The organism is Nocardia anocheti (genome assembly GCF_029675105.1).
Taxonomy (GTDB): Bacteria; Actinomycetota; Actinomycetes; order Mycobacteriales; family Mycobacteriaceae; genus Nocardia.
The window spans coordinates 413,301-433,496 of sequence record NZ_JAQQFV010000005.1 but is presented as its reverse complement, the minus strand read 5'-3'; the positions used below and the strand labels follow the sequence as shown (position 1 = coordinate 433,496).

Here is a 20,196-nt window from a genome sequence, read left to right as displayed (position 1 = left end):
GTGCATCCTGACGTTATCGCCGATCTCGCCGAACTCGACACCACGCTCAAGACGGTCGAGTCGGTCCTCGATGTCGAGGAGCTCCGCCGTCGCATCGACGAGCTCGAACATCAGGCCGCCGATCCGGAGTTGTGGAACAACCAGGACCACGCCCAGCAGGTGACCAGCGAGCTCTCGCACGCGCAGAGTGAGCTGCGCCGCGTGGAGGACCTGCGCCAGCGCCTCGAAGACCTCCCTGTGCTCTACGAGCTGGCCGAGGCCGAGGAGGGCGCGGCCGCCACCGAGGCCACCGCCGACGCCGACGCCGAGCGGGCCAGCCTGCGCGTCGACATCGAGGCCATGGAGGTGCGCACCCTGCTCTCCGGCGAGTACGACAAGCGCGACGCGCTGGTCAACATCCGTTCCGGCGCCGGTGGCGTGGACGCCGCGGACTGGGCCCAGATGCTGATGCGCATGTACATCCGCTGGGCCGAGCGGCACAAGTACTCCGTGGAGGTCTACGACACCTCCTACGCCGAGGAGGCGGGCATCAAGAGCGCCACCTTCGCGGTGAAGTCGCCCTACGCCTACGGCACCCTCTCGGTCGAGATGGGCACCCATCGCCTGGTGCGGATCAGCCCGTTCGACAACCAGGGCCGCCGCCAGACCTCCTTCGCCGAGGTCGAGGTGCTGCCGGTGGTGGAGACCACCGACCACATCGAGATCCCCGACGGTGACGTGCGCGTCGACGTGTACCGGTCCTCGGGCCCCGGCGGCCAGTCGGTCAACACCACCGACTCCGCGGTGCGCCTGACCCACATCCCCACCGGCATCGTCGTGACCTGCCAGAACGAGAAGTCGCAGCTGCAGAACAAGATCTCGGCCATGCGCGTGCTGCAGGCCAAGCTGCTCGAGCGCAAGCGCCAGGAGGAGCGCGCCCAGATGGACGCGCTCAAGACCAACGAGGGCGCGTCCTGGGGCAACCAGATGCGTTCCTATGTGCTGCATCCGTACCAGATGGTCAAGGATCTGCGCACCAATCATGAGGTGAACAACCCCACGGCGGTGCTCGACGGCGACATCGACGGGTTCATCGAGTCCGGAATCCGTTGGCGCATGCGCGATCAGGCCGACGCGTAGCCACCGATTCGCTCGCCGGGATGCGCTCACGTGCGTTTGACCTGGCACCGTGACCGGCCTGTAACCTTTTCGTGTGAACGACCACCTCGCGATCGAGACCGCCCCCGAGATCACCGCCTGGCTGCGATCCAGTGGGCTCGAGATCGTGCTGCTCGTCGTCGGAGCGATGCTGTTCGGCCGGTTCGCGGCGTTCATCCGCGACCGCGTGACCAGCAAGATCGACTCCGGCTTCCGCACCAGCGACGCGCTGGTCCGCACCGAGGCGGCCAAGCACCGGCACGCCCTGGCCCAGGTCATCACCTGGGTGGTGCTGACCATCGTCTACGTGCTGGTCGGCATCGAGGTGTTACGTCGGCTGGGCTTCGCGGTGACCGGACTGGTCGCGCCCGCGGCGGTGCTCGGCGCCGCGCTCGGTTTCGGCGCGCAGCGCATCGTGCAGGACATCCTGGCCGGGTTCTTCCTCATCACCGAACGCCAGTACGGCTTCGGTGACGTGGTGAGCATCGCGGTCACCGGCTCGGGTGACCCGGCCGAGGGCACCGTCGAGGACGTGACGCTGCGCATCACCACGCTGCGCAACTCCGACGGTGAGGTGATCACGGTCCCCAACGGCCAGATCGTGAAGGTGACCAACCTGTCCAAGGACTGGGCCCGCGCCGCCATCGACGTGCCGGTTTCCGCCCAGGCCGACATCACCAAGATCAACGAAGTACTGCACGAGGTGTGCACCACCGCCTATCAGGACCGCAAGCTCGAGCCGCTGCTGCTCGACGAGCCGTCGGTGATGGGTGTGGAAGGTCTCACCCTCGACGAGATGAACATCCGGATGGTTGCCCGCACGTTGCCGGGCAAGCAATTCGAAGTGGGTCGCGAGCTGCGCGTACGGGTCGCCGCGGCGCTGCGGAAGGAAGGAATCAGTGAAACCACGTAAGTCCACGGCGATCCTGATGGCCGCGTGGCTGTCGACGTTCGTCGTCTATGTGCTCGTCAAGCCCGTCGAGAAGGTGGACACCCCGCCGACGACGCTGCTCAACACCGTCCCGGCCTGGGTCGATCCGACGCGCTGAGCCCGCCCGGTCCCGTCACCGGCCAGGTCACCGGGCGCTCGCTGGCTACACTGGCTCCCCGTGATCACCATGCGCAACGTCACCAAGTCGTACAAGACCTCGACGCGGCCCGCGCTGGACAACGTTTCGGTCGACGTGGACAAGGGCGAGTTCGTCTTCATCATCGGTCCGTCCGGTTCGGGGAAGTCGACGTTCATGCGGCTGCTGCTCAAGGAGGAGTCGCCGACCTCCGGCGAGATCCGGGTGGCCGACTTCCGGGTCGACCGGTTACCCGGCCGCAAGGTGCCCAAGCTGCGTCAGCGCATCGGGTGCGTGTTCCAGGACTTCCGGCTGCTGCAGCAGAAGACCGTGGAGCAGAACGTGGCCTTCGCGCTCGAGGTGATCGGCAAGCGACGCCAGTTCATCGAGCGCACGGTGCCCGAGGTGCTCGACATGGTCGGGCTCGGTGGCAAGGGCAACCGGTTGCCCTCGGAGCTGTCCGGGGGTGAGCAGCAGCGGGTGGCGATCGCGCGCGCGTTCGTCAACCGGCCGCTGGTGCTGCTGGCCGACGAGCCCACCGGCAATCTCGATCCCGAGACCAGCGCCGACATCATGGCGCTGCTGGAGCGGATCAACCGCATCGGCACCACGGTGCTGATGGCCACCCACGACAATCACATCGTCGACGCCATGCGCAGGCGGGTGGTGGAACTCGACCACGGCAGACTCGTGCGCGACGAGGCGACCGGCGTCTACGGGGTGGGGCGATAATGCGACTGAGTTTCCTGTTCACCGAGGTCGCCGACGGCCTGCGCCGCAATCTGACGATGACGATCGCGATGATCCTCACCACGGCGGTGTCGCTGATGATGCTCGGCGGCGGCATGCTGTCGGTGCGGATGGCCGACAAGACCGAGAACTTCTTCATCGGCCGCCTCGAGGTGCGGTTCTACCTCGACGACGCCATCTCCGACACCGACCCGGACTGCGCGGCCGAGCCGTGCAAGACGCTGCTGGCCGATCTGAAGTCGACCTCGGGCGTGGAGAGCGTGCAGTTCCTCAATCGCGCCGACGCGCTGGAGGAGGCCCAGAAGCTCTTCGCCGACCAGCCCGAGATGGTGCAGTACATCAAGGACTCACCGCTGCCCGCCTCGCTGCGGGTGAAGATGACCGACGCCGACCAGTACCAGCACATCTACGACAGCTTCGCCACCCGCCAGGGCGTGCGGATCGTGGCCAACGACAAGGAGTTCGTGGACCGGCTGGTGAGCCTGTTCGACGGGTTGCGCAACGCCGCGTTCGGCCTGGCGCTGGTGATGGCGCTGGCGGCCATGCTGCTGGTGCTGAACATGGTGCAGATCGCCGCGTTCACCCGGCGTACGGAAGTCGGCATCATGCGTCTGGTCGGCGCGACGCGCTGGTATACCCAGCTGCCGTTCCTGCTCGAGGCGGTGGCGGCGGCGTTCGTGGGCTCGGTGTTGGCGGTGCTGGGTCTGGTGATCGCGCGGCCGCTGGTGATCGACCGGGCGCTGGGCCCGCTGTTCGACAGCAATGTGTTCCCGCGCATCACCGGTGACGACATCGCGGTGGTCGCGTTGACGATCGCGCCCATCGGCATCGTGTTCGCCGCGCTCACCGCCTATCTCACGCTGCGGTTCTACGTGCGCGAATGAGGTTCCGCGGCGGGGGTCCCCGCCGCGGTTCAACGGGCCGTCGGGTCCGCGTGGGCGAGGCTGGCGTCGAGCTGCGCGGTCAACTGGGCACGCTGACGGTCGAGGACCTCGATGCGTCGGTCGAGTTCGGCGGTGCGCTCGGCCATGATCCGCACCGACATCTCGCACGCCTGGACCGGGGCGTCGGCGTGCGCGCACGGGAGCAGGGCGGCGATGTCCTCGGTGGTCAGTCCGGCAGCGAGTAGTTCGCGAATCCGTTCGACGGTCCGCAGCGCGTCCTCAGGGTAGGTGCGGTAGCCGTTGGGACCGCGGTTCGGCCGCAACAGGCCCTGTTCCTCGTAGTAGCGCAGCAGCCGCGCGGCGACGCCGGTGCGCCGGGCCAGTTCACCGATCAGCATGTGACCTCCCGCACCGGACTTGACCTTCACATCCATGTGAATACCTAACTTCGCTGCCATGACAGCGATTCCCTTGCAGACCACCGTCCACGGCTCGGGCCCCGGCATCGTGCTCGCCCACGGCGCGGGCGGCGGGATCGAGGCCAACTTCGGTCCCGTGATTCCCGCCCTCGCCCGCACCCACACCGTGGTCGGCTCGGACTACCCGGCCGACGACACCCCGCTGACCCTCGACGCCCTCGCCGACGCGCTGGTGGCCGCCGCGGTCGAGGCGGGCGTGCACACCTTCACCCTCGTCGGGTTCTCGCTCGGCACCGCGGTGGCCGTGCGCGCGGCCGCCCGTCATCCCGAGCGGGTCACCGGCCTGATCCTCACCGCGGGCTTCGCCGCGCCGGACAATCGGGCACGGCTGATCCTGCGGGGCTGGCAGGACCTCATCGACCGCGCGGACCACGCCGATTTCGCGCGCCTGATCATGGCGACCGGGTTCTCCGCGCGCCACCTCAACGCCCTGCCCGCCGAGCTCGTCGACACGCTCGTCGACGAGATCGGCGCCGCGATCCCCGGTGGCACCCGCCAGCAGGCCGACCTGGTCGCCCGGGTCGACACCACCGCCGACCTGCCCGGCATCACCGTGCCAACCCTCGTCGTCGCCACCACCGCCGATCTGCTGATCGACCCCGCCAACTCCCGTGCCCTCGCCGCCGGAATCCCCGACGCCGAGTACACCGAGATCGACGCGGGCCACGTCGTCATGCTCGAGCAGCCCGACGCGTGGCAGAAACTCCTCACCGACTTCCTCGACCGCCACCACCTCTGAACCTGGACCCTTGGTCACCAGCTCGGTCACCCCAGCGTGCGGAGGTGGGGCCACAGCTGGGACCAGGGGTGGCGGGGGTCTTGGCAGAGGAACAAGGGGGCGCCCTGTTCGTCGTTGTCGAGGCCGGTGTCGATCACGCCCGCCGGTTCGACGGTCGCGCACAGGGCGGTGAGGCGGTCGCGTGCCAGGCCGACGGTGAGGACCGTGGTCGCGGTGTCCGGTGGCGGGTCCCACGACCAGTAGGCGTTGTGGCCGGAATGCGGGGTGGGTAGGTCGTGGGCGGCGCCGTAGTGCTCGATGGCGCCCGCTTCGCCGTAGTTGGCGGTGAGGATCGCGGCGCCGGGCGGATGGGCGGCGGCGACCTGCTCGACGAAGCGGGGCCAGCCGATGGTCTCGCCCGCGTCGTAGTTCACCGCGAGCATCGGTGACTCGGAGACGGCCTGCACCGGGAGCAAGGGCAGGAACAACGAGGCCGACAGGGCCGCATTGAGTGCCACCACGGAACCCGCTGCCGCCCAGCGCTTCCGGTTCGCACCCAACCACCCGGTCAGCCCGACCGCGCCGGACGCCAGCAGTACCGGATACATCCCGCCGAGGTAGTACGCCTTCCCGCCCGCGATCAGGAAGACCACGAACAGCAGGCCGTAGGCGAGCGCGAAAGCCCGATACCGCGAGCGCCACAATCGCCACAGCCCGTAGGCCCACAGCGGCACGAGCAGCGGGCCGATGAGGCCGAACTGCAAGAGCACGAACATGATCGGCGAGTCCGAGGTGCCCGAGGAACCGGCGGCGATCGCCCGACTCAGCGTCCACTGCGGCCAGTCGTTGCTCGCCTGCCACCACAGATACGGCGCGGCGAGGACCGCGGCGATGCCGATCGCGGCCGGGAAGTACCTGGTGGCGAGGATCTTTCGGGCCGGGGTGAGCAGGAGCGCGAACGTCAGCGCGGCCACCGGCACGACGATCAGCACCTTGTTCAGGACGCCGAGGCCGACCGCCGCGCCGACCGCGAGCCACCAGCGCGGGTCGGCCCCGCGGACCAGTTTCAGCACCAGCAGGCAGATCAGCGACCACGCGGCCAGATCGAAGATCGTCGTCCCGAACAGGTGACCCGCGCCCTGCACCAGCGCGGCACTCGCCACGGCGCCCGCCGCCAGGACCCGCGCGCCGCGCCCGCCACCGAGTTCGCGCGCCATCAGCCCGGCGCAGACCACGACGAGGGTGGCCGCCAGCGTCGCGGGCAACCGCAGCAGCCAGAGGGCGTCGGGATCGATGGCGCTCAGGAGTCGCGCGAGGGCGGGGACGAGCGGTGGTTGATCGGGATAACCCCAGTCCAGGCGCTGTCCGGCGGCCAGGAAGTACAGCTCGTCGCGGTGGTAGCCGTAGCGCGGGGAGGTCAGCAACAGGACGAGCGCGAAGGCCGACACCAGGACAGACACCAGTCCAGCGTGACAGAATCCGGCGATTCTCCCAAGGGATCATTGCATTTCTTACTCCGGAGTAAGATAGTCTTACCGAGGAGTAAGATAGGCGGGGCAGCCAGTGTCCCGACAGCCGAGGAAATCAGGTGATGATGAGCACTCGAGACAGCGCGACCAAGCGACGTCCGAACGACACGTCCGCGGTCGGCCTCAGCCAGCCCAAGCGGGACTGGATGGGCACCGCGATGCGCGCTTTGACGACCATTACCGGGTCGGAGCTCGCCGAGAAGTACAACTTGCGCAAGCCCATCGAGCGAGTCACCTACGAGGGCACCAAGACCGGGTTCCGCACACTGGGCGCGGCCACCCGCACCTTCGCCAAGGTCACCGGTGGCGGCAAGCCGCAGCGCCTGGCCGACAACGAGTCCAAGACCAAGGACTACTTCGACCTCACCCCGTCCGACGAGCAGCAGATGATCGTCGAGACCGTGAAGGACTTCGCCGGGGAGATCCTGCGCCCGGCCGCCTACGAGGCCGACAACGCCGCCAAGGCCCCGCGCGACCTGCTCGAGCGCGCCGCCGAACTCGGCATCACCCTGATCAACGTGCCCGAGGAGCTCGAGGGCGCCGCCTCCGAGCGTGGCGCCGTCACCAACTCCCTGGTCGCCGAGGCGCTCGCGCACGGTGACATGGGCCTCGCGCTGCCGATCCTGGCGCCCAGCGGTGTCGCCGTGGCGCTGTCGCAGTGGGGCACCGACGCCCAGCAGAAGACCTACCTGCCCGCCTTCACCGGCGAGAACGTGCCGCAGGCGTCCGTGGTGATCAACGAGCCGCGCGCCCTGTTCGACCCGTTCGCCCTACAGACCAAGGCCACCCGCTCCCCCAGCGGCTACCGCCTCAACGGCGTGAAGAGCCTGGTCCCGGCCGCCGCCGACGCCGAGCTGTTCATCGTCGCCGCCGAGCTCGACGGGCGCCCCGCGCTGTTCGTCGTCGAGTCCGACACCGCCGGTCTGTCGGTGGAAGCCGACCCGAGCATGGGTCTGCGCGCCGCGGGCCTGGGCCGTCTGATCCTGGACAACGTCGCCGTGAGCACCGACGCCGTGCTCGGCGACGGTGACGCCGCCGCCCGCGCCGCCGAGTACACCGACGCCGTGCAGCTGGCGCGGCTGGGCTGGTCCTCGCTGGCCATCGGCACCGGTCAGGCCGTGCTCGACTACGTGATCCCCTATGTCAACGAGCGCGAGGCGTTCGGCGAGCCGATCTCGCACCGTCAGGCGGTCGCGTTCATGGTCGCCAATATGGCCATCGAGCTCGACGGTCTCCGGCTCGTGACGCTGCGGGGTGCGTCGCGCGCCGAGCAGGGCCTGTCGTTCCACCGCGAGGCGGCGCTGGCGCGCAAGCTGGCCACCGACAAGGGCATGCAGATCGGCCTGGACGGCGTGCAGCTGCTCGGCGGCCACGGCTTCACCAAGGAACACCCGGTCGAGCGCTGGTACCGCGACCTTCGTGCCATCGGCGTCGCCGAGGGCATCGTGCTGGTGTAACGGCCCGTTTCTTACCTTCCAGGAGACTTCCCATGATCAATCTCGAACTCCCCAAGAAGCTGAAGGCGAGCGCCAACCAGGCCCACCAGGTCGCCTCCCAGATCTTCCGTCCGATCTCGCGCAAGTACGACCTCGCCGAGCACGAGTACCCGGTCGAGCTCGACACCATGGCCGCCATGATCGAGGGCCTGTCGGACTCCGGCACCCAGAAGATCGGTGGCGCCGCGGGCGGCCGCAACGACGAGGCGGCCGACACCGGCATCGTCGCCAATGCCAACGGCGGCAACATGTCCGCGCTGCTCAACGCGCTCGAGACCTCCTGGGGCGATGTCGGCCTGATGCTGACCATCCCCTACCAGGGTCTGGGCAACGCGGCCATCGCCGCGGTCGCCACCGACGAGCAGCTGGCCCGCTTCGGCAAGGTGTGGGCCTCGATGGCCATCACCGAGCCGTCCTTCGGCTCGGACTCCGCGGCCGTCACCACCACCGCCGTGCTCGACGGCGACGAGTGGGTCCTCAACGGCGAGAAGATCTTCGTCACCGCCGGTGAGCGTTCCACCCACGTCGTGGTGTGGGCCTCGGTCGACAAGAGCCTGGGCCGCGCGGCGATCAAGTCGTTCGTCGTGCCGCGCGACGCTCCCGGCCTGTCGGTGGCGCGTCTCGAGCACAAGCTCGGCATCAAGGCTTCCGACACCGCCGTGCTGCTGCTGCAGGATTGCCGGATTCCCGCCGACAACATCCTCGGCTCGCCGGAAGTGAACGTGGAGAAGGGTTTCGCGGGGGTCATGCAGACCTTCGACAACACCCGTCCGCTGGTGGCCGCCATGGCGATCGGCGTCACCCGCGCCGCCCTCGAGGAGCTGCGCGTCATCCTCACCGAGGCCGGTGTCGAGATCTCCTACGACACCCCCGCCATGAACCAGCACGCCGCCGCCGCCGAATTCCTGCGCATGGAAGCCGATTACGAGTCGGCCTACCTGCTGGCCCTGCGCGCGGCCTGGATGGCCGACAACAAGAAGCCCAACTCGCTCGAGGCTTCGATGTCCAAGGCCAAGGCCGGTCGCACCGGCACCGACGTCTCCCTCAAGGCCGTCGAACTGGCGGGCACCCTGGGCTACTCCCAGCGCCTGCTCCTGGAGAAGTGGGGCCGCGACTCGAAGATCCTCGACATCTTCGAAGGCACCCAGCAGATCCAGCAGCTGATCGTGGCTCGCCGCGTGCTCGGGAAGTCCTCCGCCGAGCTGAAGTGAGCTGGTAGACAACGGAGAACCGGTGCGAGTCGACTCGTGCCGGTTCTTCGTTTTCCGGGGTGCGCGCATTCAGCCGAACGTGAAAACCCGAGCCCCGCGGCGCCGCGACTGGCAGGCTCGGACGCATGGAGGATCTACGCGACGCCGAACATCGACTGCAGGCCGCACAACTCGCTGGCGACGTCGACGCACTGGACCGCCTACTGGACGACCGCCTGATCTTCACCATGGGCGGCGATGTCTACACCAAGTCCGACGACCTCGAACTGCATCGCACCCGGGCCCAGGTGATGACGAAACTGATCGAAGAAGACCTGACCGTGCGCACCGACGGCCCCACCGGAGTCACCTGGTTCCTCGGCACCGTCGAAGGCACCGTCCACGGCACCCCTTTCGCCGCCCGCATGCGCTACACCCGAACCTGGCACCACGACGAGACCCACGGCTGGCGCATCATCGCCGCCCACGCCAGCACCACCTGATTCGGATCGTCCGATATCGCCACCGCATCGGCGATATCAACTTGGGGTCCAGCAACTCATCGATTGATCAGTACTGCCCGAACTGCCGCGGTTGTCTGGCCATGTGCGCGTCTGCTGCCGCTTTCAGTTCCTCGACGGCGGCGGCCATGCCGCGCTGGGCTACGGCCAGTGCGACCTCGAGGTAGGCACGGAATTCCGCGGAGCCACAGTCGACGAGCAACCCCGAGACCTTCTGACGATTCTCGACGTGCATCAGGACCACGTCGCCCTCGCTGGCGACACCGACCAGCTTGTCGAACCGCCACTCCCTGGTGATTTTGCCGCCGGTGAAGATCACTCGGGCAGTGGTGATCACCGCCCGGCCGATATCAACGGACGTCTGTAGCTCAGGCCCGGGCACATAGGTTCCCCGATAGCCGCTGGTGCGGTACCAAACCCCTCTGGCGATGCGAACACTCACCCCTGACGATCGGCCGGACGAGTACCCCCGCTGCCTCCTCGGCTCGATCAGCCGACTGTTGTCCGCGAACAATGCCGTCTCGCCCGACTTCAGCACCACGCCGTATTCCGTCCCGCCGCCGCGGCGGGCCATCCTCCGCGCCACCGCGACGAGGGTGTCGAGCTGATCCTGTTCGGTCTGCCATTGTGCCAGTTCGAGATGGAAGGACCGCTCTGCCTGCGTATACGGGCCATGGCCACCCATCGTGGCGGATCGGTCACGATCACCTCCGCTGGTCCGCCACCATCGCTTACCGGTCACGGGCGTCGTTCAGTTGCTGCATCAGAACCGTGTCACCGGTCTTGATGTTGTCGGGATGGAAGGTCTTCGTCAGCGCCTTGAAAACCGCCTCCGTACGACTGGCGGCCAGGTAACCGAACAACTGCTCAGCCCAGGTTCCGCCGTCGCCCGATCCACCGACCCGTTCCGCCGATTCCTTCCGCAGCCGCTGCACGCTGGTGCGTAGTTGCTCGATCTCGTCCTCGAGTTGCCGAATGTAGACCTGCTGTTGCCGGGCCGTCGTGTCCATCACGTCGTACTTGTTTTTCCAGTGCGCGACGTCGCCGGGGACATCATCTCGTGCGGCCTGCTCACCGAGCCGCTCCACCCGAGCGTCGAGCCGCTCGAAGGTGGACAGAAGGCCGCTGACGTCGACCCTGATGTGCCATTCGACATTCGCCCTGTCATAGCTGCGTGAACGCTGCGGGATGGCCGTCTTGAGCGCGTCGAGCAGCTGATCGTCGCGGCGGCTGAAGGCGATCACCCAGTAGTCGTCCCTGGCTTCGACAGAAACAGTCGTCTGTGCCATGCGGCCTCCCCCTTTGTCCGTCGACGTGCCCCGCGAGAACGAACTCCATTGTTGCGCAACGCGAGTGAACCGACCAGGGGCTGGTCACATACCTATCAGTTTGGTTTGGGGTCTTGTGAGGGGTGTGATGCTGGCCGCTCGGGGACTTAGCTGAGGCTTACTTAGGCTAGGCTCTGCTCATTTGCCGTGTGCTGGGTCGGGCGGCAGAGGAAGACAGAGTGGGTGCGTCGTTGGTGGCGCGGGCCGAGGAGAATCGTCGTTTGAGTGGGCTGTATGACGCGGCGCTGGAGAAGAGCAGTTGCGGGGTCGGGTTTCTGACGCGCAAGGACGGCGTTCAGACGCACGAGATCATCCACAAGCTGCACGAGGCGCTGTGCGCGGTGCCGCATCGTGGCGGGATGTCGTCGGAGGGCGTGGGTGACGGGGCCGGGGTGAACCTGGACCTGTCGCTGCGGTTCTTCGCCGAGGTCACCGGGCGGGCGGATCTCACGCTCGGGCAGTTCGGCGTGGGCAACTTCTTCCTGCCCACCGATCCGGCGTTCCACGGCGAGGCCGAGGCCGTCATCGAGGCGGCGCTGCGCGCGCAGGGGTTCGAGATCCTGTGCGTGCGCGAGGTGCCCGTCGACGACGACGCCATCCGCCCGGCGGCGCGCAAGTACCAGCTGCCGATCCGCCAGTGGGTGTTCCGGGCCGACGACGACCGCAAGATCCACGACGCGCTCATGGCGATCGAGGCGATCGCCTACACCCGCCCGGAACTGCTGGGCATGTATCCGCTGTCGCTGAGCGCGCGCACCCAGGTGCTCAAGGGCAGGCTCAACTCGAACGAAGTGGTGCCCTACTTCCGCGATCTCAACGATCCGCGGATGGAGGTGCACTCGATGTTCTTCCACACCCGCTTCTCCACCAATACCGCGCCCAACGCCACGATGGCCCAGCCGTTCCGGCTGATGGCCCACAACGGTGAGCTCAACACCGACAAGAAGAACCGCCTGTCGGAGAACGCGATCGCGCTGGCCCGCAACCGGGCGATCATCCGGCCGCTGGGCCAGTCCGACAGCTGTCGCCTGGACCAGACCCTGCAGAACCGGGTGCTCGAGGACGAGCTGGACCTGGTCACCGCCGTCGTCGCGATGATGCCGCCCGCCTGGGAGAACGACACCACCCTGTCGCCGCGGGTCACGGCGATGCTGGAGTACTTCAGCCTCTACGAGGAGAAGAACGACGGCCCGGCCGCGCTGATCTTCGGCGACGGCACCATCATCGGTGCCCGCCTGGACCGCCTGGGCCTGCGCCCGCTGCGCACCGTGGAGACCGCCGAGTACCTGGGCGTGATGTCGGAGGCGGGTCAGGTGTACTTCCCGCCGGAGGAGGTCACCCATCGGGGCCGGATCGAGGCGGGCGGCATGCTCTACTTCGATCACGCTCAGCGCCGGTCCTACACCACCACCGAGGCGCTGGAGATGCTGGCCGCGCGCCACGACTATCCGGCCATGCTCGCCGCCGCGCGCACGAATCTGGCGGACCTGCCCGCCGTGCCGCCGGTGGGTCAGGGCTCGCCCGCCCGCTACGACGGGGATCTGACCCGGCACCAGCGCTATGTCGCGTACTCGCTCAATCAGGAGAGCTTCAAGTTCCTGATGGACCCGATGCTGGCCACCGGCCAGGAGAAGATCTCCGCGATGGGCTACGGCGCGGCGATCAACGCCCTGTCGGATCAGGAGGGCGGGGTCGCCAAGTACTTCTCGCAGCGGTTCGCGCAGGTCACCAACCCGCCGCTGGACAGCATCCGCGAGGCCGACGGCATGACGCTGCGGGTGGCGCTGGGCGCCAAGCCCAACAGCGGCGCCACCGCCGCGCCGCAGATCGTGGTGCGCTCGCCGATCCTCACCCACCTGGACATGCTCAAGATCCGCGATCAGGAGCAGACCCCGGTGCGCCGCTTCGGCATGCGCTACCGCGTCGACCTCACCGACCCGGCCGCCAATGCCGAGGCGCTGGTGGCCGCGATCGACGCCCTGTGCGACGAGATCGAGGCCTTCGCCCGCGAGTCCGGCGGCATCGCGGTGATCACCGACCGGCACGTCTCGGCCGAACGCGCGGCCATGCCGCTGATCATGGTGGTCTCGGCGATCAACCAGCGCCTGATCGAACAGGGTCTGCGCCTGCGGGTCTCGGTGATCGCCGAGAGCGGGCAGCTGTGCTCCTCGCACCACATCGCCGCCGTGCTGGGCTTCGGTGCCTCGGCGGTGTATCCGCTGGCCGTGCAGATGCGCGCGGAGGAGAAGTTCGGTGACGACGCCGACGCCGCGTTCAAGCACTTCGCCAAGGCGGCCGAGAAGTCGCTGATGAAGACCATGGGCCGGGTCGGGCTGTGCACGGTCGAGAGCTATATCGGCGGCGAGTTCTTCGAGCCGAACTATCTCGACACCGGTGACCCGGTGCTGCACAAGTACTTCCCGAACGTGGTCTCGCCGGTGGCGGGCGTCGGGTTCGCGACGCTGGCGGCGGCGGTCGCGGACTGGCACGCCCGCGCGCTCACCGTGACCGGCGACAAGGACATCCCACTGCTGGGCCTGTTCAAGGAGCGGGCCGAGGGCGCTGGCCACTCCTACGGCACCACCGCGGTGCGCGGTTTCGTCGACATGACCGAGGAGGCCATCTCCTTCGACGACACCGCCCGCCCCGACAACCCGGCCATGACCGACGCCACCTTCCTGCGCCTGCTGCCGCTCAACCAGCTCGAAGGCGCCTTCGGTCTCGACGACGACGCCTACCGCAACACCAGCTTCGACCAGCTCACCCCGCGCGCGATCGACAGCTTCGACATCACCCCGGGCTACCGGCACTTCGTGCGGGCCATGAACGCCGAGCGCACCCGTCGCCCGGCCGCGCTGCGCGATGTGCTGGCCCTGCCCGCCGACGTGAACTTCGTGCACACCGCCGACGAATTCCGCAGCGAGATGGGCCAGTTCGCGCGCCTCGGGAACAACGACTTCCAGGTGCGCGGGCTCTCGTGCGAGCGGGTCGACGGCGAGTTCGTCCTGCGGCTGGCCCACGGTCCCGAGCGGCTGACCGTCCTGGCGGAATCGCTGTACGCGCGCTTCGGCACGGCGATCGAACATCACGCGATCGTCGACGACACCCTGCGCCTGCGCGCCACCGGCGAGGCCGAGCGCTACCTCGCGGCGGTCCGCACCGCACCGGAATCGATTCCGCTGCACCGGGTTCAGCCCGCCAGCGAGATCACCGGCACCCTCGCCTCGGGCGCGATGAGTCACGGCGCGCTGGTGGCTCCGGCGCACGAGGCGGTCGCGCACGGCACCAATATGGTCGGCGGCATGTCCAACTGCGGTGAGGGCGGCGAACACATCACCCGCTACGGCACCATCCGTGGGTCGCGGATCAAGCAGTTCGCCTCCGGGCGCTTCGGCGTGTGGTCGGGGTACCTGGCCGACCCGATGCTGCAGGAACTCGAGATCAAGATCGGTCAGGGCGCCAAGCCCGGCGAGGGTGGTCAGCTGCCCGCGCCGAAGGTGACCGTGGAGATCGCGGCGGCGCGTGGTGGCACGCCCGGTGTCGAACTCGTCTCTCCCCCACCGCATCACGACACCTACTCGATCGAGGATCTCGCCCAGCTGATCCACGACTGCAAGGCCGCCCGCGTGCGGGTGATCGTGAAGCTGGTGTCCTCCGAGGGCATCGGCACGATCGCGGTCGGCGTGGCCAAGGCCGGGGCCGATGTCATCAATGTCGCGGGCAATACCGGTGGCACCGGCGCCGCGGCGGTGACGAGCCTCAAGTACGCGGGGCGTTCCGCCGAGATCGGTGTGGCCGAGGTGCATCAGGCGCTGTGCGCCAACGGGATTCGCCAGAAGGTGATCCTGCGCTGTTCCGGCGCGCACCAGACCGCCAGTGACGTGGTGAAATCGGCGCTGCTGGGCGCCGACAGCTTCGAGTTCGGCACCACCGCGCTGATGATGCTCAAGTGCGTGATGGCCAAGAACTGCAATATCAAGTGTCCGGCCGGGCTCACCACCAATGCCGAAGTGTTCGAAGGTGATCCGCGCGCGCTGGCGCAGTATCTGCTCAACATCTCGCACGAGGTGCGCGAGATCCTGGCGACGCTGGGGCTGCGTTCGCTGCGCGAGGCGCGCGGGCGCAGCGATCTGCTGCACCTGCACGACCACCCGTCCAGCATCGGCACGCTGGATCTGCGGCGCATGCTCGAGGTCGCCGAGGAGGTGATCGTCGCGGACCCGATCTACATGGAGAAGGACTTCGCGATCGACGACGCCTTCCTCGCGCGGCTCGATCTGGGCGGGGTCTCCTACGCGCCGGTGGCGCTGACCAATCGGAACAAGAGCGTCGGCGGGCAGCTCGCCATCGACATCGAGCGCCTGCTCAATCACGAGGGCGCCGAGGGCGCGGCGGTCACCGTCGACGATCGCGGGCGCCGGTATCTGCTGCCCGACAGCGTCGGCGTCACCACCACCGGTTCGGCGGGCCAGAGCTACGGCGTGTTCTGCACCGACGGCATGACCCTGACCCACACCGGAACCTGCAACGACGGCGTCGGCAAGAGCGCCTGCGGCGGCACCATCGTGGTGCGCTCCCCCGGCGGCGGCGCCGAGGGCGCCAATGTGCTGATCGGCAACTTCGCGCTCTTCGGTGCCTCCGGTGGTCGATTATTCGTGGAGGGCCAGGCCGGTGACCGGTTCGCGGTGCGTAACTCCGGCGCCACCGCGGTGGTCGAGGGCGTGGGTGAATTCCTGTGCGAGTACATGACCAACGGTGCCGTGCTCAATATCGGCGGCTTCGGCAAGGGCGTCGCCAACGGCATGAGCGGCGGATTCCTCTACCAGTACAACCCCGACGGTGACCTGGCCGCCAAGGTGAGCGCCGACTCGGTGCTGGTGCTGCCGATCACCGACGCGCCGTTCCACGAGCTGGCCGCGCGCACCATGCTCGAATGGCATGTCGCCGCCACCGGATCGGTGAAAGGCCGTGCGCTGCTGGAAGACTGGGAAAGTACCCGGCACCTGCTCAGCTACGCCATGCCGCGCGCGCTGCTGCAGTACCAGGACTCCGACGCGATCCTGGCCGCCAAGACCCGCCGCGAACTGCTCGACGAGCTCGCCGCGGCGCTGGCCGGACACCAGGTGCGCAAGTTCAAGCTGTCCTACCGTGAGCAGCGCACCGTCCTGGACGGCTCGGTCCCCGGCTACGGCGACACCGACAACGAAGAGATGTTCGCCCTGCTCAACACCTACACGGTGCTGAACATGGCCCAGCAGCTGGCGCTCTCACGCATGTCGGGTCCGGCGAAGGTCGACGATCCGGTGGTCGGCAAGGCCGTGCGGAATCTGATCCTCACCGAGGACTTCTTCCTCATCCAGAAGCTGCAGAAGTACGCCCGCGAGGCCATCGACGGCTTCAGCGACGACGATCTCGCTGTGCTCGTCGCCGACAAGCGCCTCTCCGACTACAAGCAGGCGCTGAGCAGGCGCAATGTCCGGTCCATGGACAGCCCCGGCACCTACGGCTGGATCCTGTTCCAGACCGCCAAGAACATTGACAAGATCGGCCGTCTGCCGTCGTTCGAGGAACTGTTCGCCCACCAGGCCGTTCCCGTCGTCGCCCTGTCCGGCCCCGCCCTCGAAACGGTCACCAGCGCATGAAAATCGCCTACATTCCCGAAGACGCCCCGTTCAACGAGGACCAGCGCGCCTGGCTGTCCGGCTTCCTGGCCGGGCTGCACTCGCGGCTGGCGATGAACCTGTCCGCCCCGCCCGCGGCCGTCACCGACACCGGGGCCCCGCGGGTGCCGCTGCGCATCCTCTACGGCACCCAGACCGGCAATGCCGAGAGCGTCGCCGGGGACGCGGCCGCCGCGGCCAAGGCGCAGGGGTTCGACGCCACCGTCAGGGGGCTCGACGAGATCGCGCTCGACGAGTTCGCCGGGCTGAAGTACGTCCTGATCATCACCTCCACCTACGGCGAGGGCGAGATGCCCGACAACGCCGAATTGTTCTGGGACGCGCTCTCGGCCACCACCGCGCCGCGCATGGAGGGCGTCGCCTACGGCGTGCTCGCGCTCGGTGACACCGGCTACGACGGGTTCTGTCAGGCGGGCAAGCTCATCGACACCCGGCTCGAGCAGTTGGGCGCGCACCGCATCGTGGGCCGGGCCGACTGCGATGTCGACTACGAGACCGCCGCCGCCGAATGGGTGCACAGCGCGGTCTCGACGCTGGTCACCCTGGCCGGGGCCAGCGGCAATCCGGGCACACCGCCACCGAGCACGGTGGCGCGGTCCGGCTGGACCCGCAAGAACCCGTATTCCGCGCTGCTGCCGGTGAATCGGGTGCTGTCGGGGGCGGGCTCGGGCAAGGAGATCCGCCACTTCGAGTTCGCGCTGGCCGACAGCGGCATCGTCTACGAGGCGGGCGACGCGCTGGCCGTGGTACCGGAGAACGATCCGGCACTGGTCGCGGCCATCACCGAGCACTTCCGGGTCTCGCCCGACACCCTCGTCGACGGCGAGCCGCTCGGGGAGCTGCTGGGTCATCGCTACGAGATCAGCACCCCGTCCAAGGATCTGCTCAGCGAGGTGGAGAGCCGCGCCGAGCACGAGGAGCTCTCGCACGTGCTGCGCGGCGGGGTCAAGGACGTGCTCGACCGCTGGCTCTACGGCAAGGACATCCTCGACATCCTGCGCATCGGCGGTGACGCGCTCAGCCTCGAGGAGTTCGTCGGACTTCTCAAACCCCTTGTACACCGGGCCTATTCGATCTCGTCGAGCTCGCTGGCCCATCCCGACCACATCCATCTGACGGTGGCCAGCGTGCGCTACCAGGGGGCCGGGCGTGAGCGCGGCGGGGTGTGTTCGACCTTCCTGGCCGATCGCAGCGAGGGCGCCAAGATCTTCCTGCAGCCCAACAAGCACTTCCGCGTCCCCGGCGACGACGACGCCCCGATGATCATGGTCGGCCCCGGGACCGGCATCGCGCCGTTCCGCGCGTTCCTGCAGGAACGCGAACAGCGTGGCGCGCAGGGCCGCAACTGGCTGTTCTTCGGTGACCAGCACCGCGAGCACGACTACATCTACGCCGACGAGCTGACCGGCTGGCACGACTCGGGCGTGCTGAACCGGCTCGACCTCGCGTTCTCCCGCGACCAGGCCGAGAAGATCTACGTGCAGACGCGCATGCGCGAGCACGGCGCCGACCTGTTCGCCTGGCTCGAGGAGGGCGGGCACTTCTATGTGTGCGGTGACGCCACCCGGATGGCCAAGGACGTGGACAAGGCGCTGCACGCGATCGTCGCCGAGCACGGCGGACTCGACGCCGACGGCGCCGACGCCTACGTCAACACGCTCAAGCGCGAGAAGCGGTACGTCCGCGATGTGTACTGACAACGGGCGCTGCGAGCGCTGCCCGGCCCGCCACCTCGTCGCGGGCCCCCGCGTGGTCGCCGCGGCGCTGCCCGCCCTCGGCACCGTCGTCTCGGTGACGGCCAACGATGTCGCCCTGCTCAGCCAGACCGGCGAATACCAGCAGCCCGCGCTGCCCGGTGAGGCGCTGAGCTGCGGCGATCAGCAGATCGCGCTGCGGGTGCACCCCGGCCTGGTCACCGATACCGTGCTCACCCCGCGCGCGCTGACCCTGGCCGACGCCACCGGCACCCACCGCGCCTACCTCACTCCGATGTCGGACCGGCTCATGGTGCAGGCGCTGGAATCGGCACCGGCGGCCGAGCCGGAACCGGCCAGCGCGCTGGACTGGACGACGGTGAACTGGCGCGAGACCGACCAGATCACCCACCTCGACGACCTGTCGCCCGCGCGCTACCGGGTGCTGCCGTTCACCGGCGCCCGGCGCGTCGACGAGCGGGTCGTGCCGCATCTGCTGACCCATCTCACCGAGGTCAGCCTGGCCCACACCGTCGCCGTGCCCGGCGGTGGGTGTGTGCAGCTGCATCGCGGGCGGGCGGCGATGGCCGAGTGGGCGGGCGGTCACGTGGCGGTGATGTACAACGCGGCGCGGTACGCGCTGGACCCGAGCCTGCTGGCCGAATGCTGGGTCACCGAGGCGCACGGCGTCGCCGGGAAGACCTCGGCGGTGGAGCTCTACGACCACCAGAACCGGTGCGTCACCGTGCTCACCCAGACCGGGCCGGTGTGCCATCACCTGCACGACGCGTGGGAAGCGGTCGTCGCGTCGCTACCGGATCACCCGGAGTAGGACTCCAGCACGACCATCACCCCCCGAGCCCGACGGTCGCCGCCTCGCCATCCGGTTCAGGACGCGAGCGGACGGCCGGTGGCGAGCAGCAGCAGGTCCAGGGCGGGGGCCTGCACCTGCTCGGGGCCGGTGCCGTAGGTCCAGTCGGCGTCGGTAGCGGTCAGGCGCTGGCCGCGCAGGCGCTTGCGGGCGCCGTAGAAACGGCTGGCGACGATGTGGTCGAGACAGGCGACGACCTCGTCGGTGGGCGCGGTGCGGGTGCGGCCGAGCGGGCGGGCGATGTCCTGGCCGTGCACGATGATGTCGGCCAGCGGGTCCAGCGGGGCGGCGCCGGGCGAGCGGCGCGGGGACTCGGCGAAGGCCCGCAGCTGGGCGACGAGTTCAGCGGGGGTGTGTCGGGCCGCGCGCGCGACGGCCGCGTCGGCGTTCATCCGGTCCCAATTGCCACGAGCGCGGATCAGGCCGGTGAGGGTGGCGCCGAGGGTGTCGGCGGTGGTGAGGTGGGCGGCGACGTCGCGCACCGACCATTGCCCGCACAGCGAGTCGCGTGACCACTCGTCGGGGGTGAGTCGCTCGAGGAAATCGGCGAGGTCGAGGCGTTCGGCGCGCAGTCGACGCTCGATGAGATCACGGTCCATACGGATGTGGACGGGTCGCGATCGGCGAACTCATCGGCGCGCGCCGTGGAATGATCGCTCGCATGAGCAGCACTGGGAATCCGATCATGATCCTCGGCGTGGCGGGCGGTGTGGCCGTCGGCCTGCTGGTGGCGAATTGGAGCCCGGTGCGGGCGGTGATCTACGCGGTGATCTGGCTGGTGGCGGCGGGGGTGCTGATGGTCCGGGGACAGCTGCGGCGCAAGGCTCCGGAGGAGCCCGCGAACGACTAGT

18 protein-coding genes are annotated in these 20,196 nt (G+C 68.6%); 13 read left to right on the top strand and 5 right to left on the bottom strand.

The annotated features are described in order from the left end of the window. The 5 genes from prfB (at position 1) to ftsX (ending at position 3,838) form a co-directional block, all read left to right on the top strand. The gene (gene prfB / locus QC180_RS15935; RefSeq protein WP_278263676.1) at positions 1-1,119 is read left to right on the top strand and encodes a peptide chain release factor 2; all 1,119 of its coding nucleotides are present in this window, start codon (positions 1-3) and stop codon (positions 1,117-1,119) included. 73 nt (positions 1,120-1,192) lie between these two features. Further along, positions 1,193-2,050: a mechanosensitive ion channel family protein gene (locus QC180_RS15930; protein ID WP_278263513.1), complete on the top strand. Its 858-nt coding sequence runs from the start codon at positions 1,193-1,195 to the stop codon at positions 2,048-2,050. After that, the gene (locus QC180_RS15925; RefSeq protein ID WP_278263512.1) at positions 2,037-2,186 is read left to right on the top strand and encodes an Rv3103c transmembrane domain-containing protein; all 150 of its coding nucleotides are present in this window, start codon (positions 2,037-2,039) and stop codon (positions 2,184-2,186) included. The genes QC180_RS15930 and QC180_RS15925 overlap by 14 nt, the downstream gene beginning before the upstream one ends. Positions 2,187-2,246: 60 nt before the next feature. Next, positions 2,247-2,936, top strand: coding sequence for a cell division ATP-binding protein FtsE (gene ftsE / locus QC180_RS15920; RefSeq protein WP_278263511.1), 690 nt, complete (start codon positions 2,247-2,249; stop codon positions 2,934-2,936). Continuing rightward, a complete protein-coding gene (gene ftsX / locus QC180_RS15915; RefSeq protein ID WP_278263510.1) occupies positions 2,936-3,838 on the top strand; it encodes a permease-like cell division protein FtsX in 903 nt (300 codons plus the stop codon). The genes ftsE and ftsX overlap by 1 nt, the downstream gene beginning before the upstream one ends. A gap of 29 nt (positions 3,839-3,867) precedes the next feature. Here ftsX and QC180_RS15910 read toward each other — a convergent pair whose 3' ends face one another. After that, the gene (locus QC180_RS15910; protein ID WP_278263509.1) at positions 3,868-4,272 is read right to left on the bottom strand and encodes a MerR family transcriptional regulator; all 405 of its coding nucleotides are present in this window, start codon (positions 4,270-4,272) and stop codon (positions 3,868-3,870) included. A gap of 22 nt (positions 4,273-4,294) precedes the next feature. On the opposite strand from QC180_RS15910, the gene QC180_RS15905 reads away from it, so the two are divergent. After that, entirely contained in the window at positions 4,295-5,056 is a 762-nt protein-coding gene (locus tag QC180_RS15905) for an alpha/beta fold hydrolase (RefSeq protein WP_278263508.1), read from the top strand. Between the two features lie 26 nt (positions 5,057-5,082). On the opposite strand, the gene QC180_RS15900 is transcribed toward QC180_RS15905, so the two are convergent. After that, on the bottom strand, positions 5,083-6,495 hold the full coding sequence (locus QC180_RS15900) for a glycosyltransferase family 39 protein (RefSeq protein ID WP_278263507.1): 1,413 nt from the start codon (positions 6,493-6,495) through the stop codon (positions 5,083-5,085). Between the two features lie 131 nt (positions 6,496-6,626). On the opposite strand from QC180_RS15900, the gene QC180_RS15895 reads away from it, so the two are divergent. The 3 genes from QC180_RS15895 (at position 6,627) to QC180_RS15885 (ending at position 9,753) form a co-directional block, all read left to right on the top strand. Further along, positions 6,627-8,021, top strand: coding sequence for an acyl-CoA dehydrogenase family protein (locus QC180_RS15895; RefSeq protein WP_278263506.1), 1,395 nt, complete (start codon positions 6,627-6,629; stop codon positions 8,019-8,021). Between the two features lie 32 nt (positions 8,022-8,053). Further along, complete coding sequence (locus QC180_RS15890) at positions 8,054-9,271, top strand: acyl-CoA dehydrogenase family protein (protein ID WP_278263505.1); 1,218 nt, start codon at positions 8,054-8,056, stop codon at positions 9,269-9,271. Positions 9,272-9,396: 125 nt separating this feature from the next. After that, positions 9,397-9,753 (top strand): nuclear transport factor 2 family protein, encoded by a 357-nt coding sequence (locus QC180_RS15885; RefSeq protein WP_278263504.1) that lies wholly within the window; start codon positions 9,397-9,399, stop codon positions 9,751-9,753. Positions 9,754-9,820: 67 nt separating this feature from the next. Here QC180_RS15885 and QC180_RS15880 read toward each other — a convergent pair whose 3' ends face one another. Together QC180_RS15880 and QC180_RS15875 are read right to left on the bottom strand one after the other, a co-directional pair. Further along, positions 9,821-10,456 (bottom strand): hypothetical protein, encoded by a 636-nt coding sequence (locus QC180_RS15880; RefSeq protein ID WP_278263503.1) that lies wholly within the window; start codon positions 10,454-10,456, stop codon positions 9,821-9,823. A gap of 46 nt (positions 10,457-10,502) precedes the next feature. Beyond that, positions 10,503-11,060, bottom strand: coding sequence for a hypothetical protein (locus QC180_RS15875; protein WP_278263502.1), 558 nt, complete (start codon positions 11,058-11,060; stop codon positions 10,503-10,505). 260 nt (positions 11,061-11,320) lie between these two features. Between QC180_RS15875 and QC180_RS15870 the strand changes: the two genes are divergently transcribed. From QC180_RS15870 to QC180_RS15860, 3 genes are read left to right on the top strand one after another with little or no spacing between them, the layout of a single operon-like run. Then, positions 11,321-16,741: a glutamate synthase-related protein gene (locus tag QC180_RS15870; protein ID WP_278263501.1), complete on the top strand. Its 5,421-nt coding sequence runs from the start codon at positions 11,321-11,323 to the stop codon at positions 16,739-16,741. Next, on the top strand, positions 16,738-18,477 hold the full coding sequence (locus tag QC180_RS15865; protein WP_278263500.1) for a diflavin oxidoreductase: 1,740 nt from the start codon (positions 16,738-16,740) through the stop codon (positions 18,475-18,477). Before QC180_RS15870 ends, QC180_RS15865 begins: the two co-directional genes overlap by 4 nt. Further along, positions 18,467-19,306, top strand: a complete 840-nt coding sequence (locus QC180_RS15860) for a ChuX/HutX family heme-like substrate-binding protein (RefSeq protein ID WP_278263499.1) — start codon at positions 18,467-18,469, stop codon at positions 19,304-19,306. Before QC180_RS15865 ends, QC180_RS15860 begins: the two co-directional genes overlap by 11 nt. A 56-nt stretch (positions 19,307-19,362) precedes the next feature. Here QC180_RS15860 and QC180_RS15855 read toward each other — a convergent pair whose 3' ends face one another. Then, positions 19,363-19,944 carry a maleylpyruvate isomerase family mycothiol-dependent enzyme gene (locus QC180_RS15855; RefSeq protein ID WP_278263498.1) on the bottom strand — a complete coding sequence of 194 codons (582 nt, stop codon included), beginning with the start codon at positions 19,942-19,944 and terminating at the stop codon, positions 19,363-19,365. 62 nt (positions 19,945-20,006) lie between these two features. Between QC180_RS15855 and QC180_RS15850 the strand changes: the two genes are divergently transcribed. Continuing rightward, the gene (locus QC180_RS15850; protein ID WP_278263497.1) at positions 20,007-20,195 is read left to right on the top strand and encodes a hypothetical protein; all 189 of its coding nucleotides are present in this window, start codon (positions 20,007-20,009) and stop codon (positions 20,193-20,195) included. Position 20,196 lies beyond the last annotated feature (1 nt).

What these genes read in the sequence shown, in the direction of transcription:
- QC180_RS15895 (WP_278263506.1), top strand. Translation starts at nt 6,627, where the DNA reads ATGATGAGCACTCGAGACAGCGCGACCAAGCGACGTCCGAACGACACG.
- QC180_RS15855 (WP_278263498.1), bottom strand. Translation starts at nt 19,944, where the DNA reads ATGGACCGTGATCTCATCGAGCGTCGACTGCGCGCCGAACGCCTCGAC.
- QC180_RS15905 (WP_278263508.1), top strand. Translation starts at nt 4,295, where the DNA reads ATGACAGCGATTCCCTTGCAGACCACCGTCCACGGCTCGGGCCCCGGC.
- QC180_RS15885 (WP_278263504.1), top strand. Translation starts at nt 9,397, where the DNA reads ATGGAGGATCTACGCGACGCCGAACATCGACTGCAGGCCGCACAACTC.
- QC180_RS15880 (WP_278263503.1), bottom strand. Translation starts at nt 10,456, where the DNA reads ATGGGTGGCCATGGCCCGTATACGCAGGCAGAGCGGTCCTTCCATCTC.
- QC180_RS15850 (WP_278263497.1), top strand. Translation starts at nt 20,007, where the DNA reads ATGAGCAGCACTGGGAATCCGATCATGATCCTCGGCGTGGCGGGCGGT.
- QC180_RS15875 (WP_278263502.1), bottom strand. Translation starts at nt 11,060, where the DNA reads ATGGCACAGACGACTGTTTCTGTCGAAGCCAGGGACGACTACTGGGTG.
- QC180_RS15865 (WP_278263500.1), top strand. Translation starts at nt 16,738, where the DNA reads ATGAAAATCGCCTACATTCCCGAAGACGCCCCGTTCAACGAGGACCAG.
- QC180_RS15890 (WP_278263505.1), top strand. Translation starts at nt 8,054, where the DNA reads ATGATCAATCTCGAACTCCCCAAGAAGCTGAAGGCGAGCGCCAACCAG.
- QC180_RS15860 (WP_278263499.1), top strand. Translation starts at nt 18,467, where the DNA reads ATGTGTACTGACAACGGGCGCTGCGAGCGCTGCCCGGCCCGCCACCTC.
- ftsX (WP_278263510.1), top strand. Translation starts at nt 2,936, where the DNA reads ATGCGACTGAGTTTCCTGTTCACCGAGGTCGCCGACGGCCTGCGCCGC.
- QC180_RS15910 (WP_278263509.1), bottom strand. Translation starts at nt 4,272, where the DNA reads ATGGATGTGAAGGTCAAGTCCGGTGCGGGAGGTCACATGCTGATCGGT.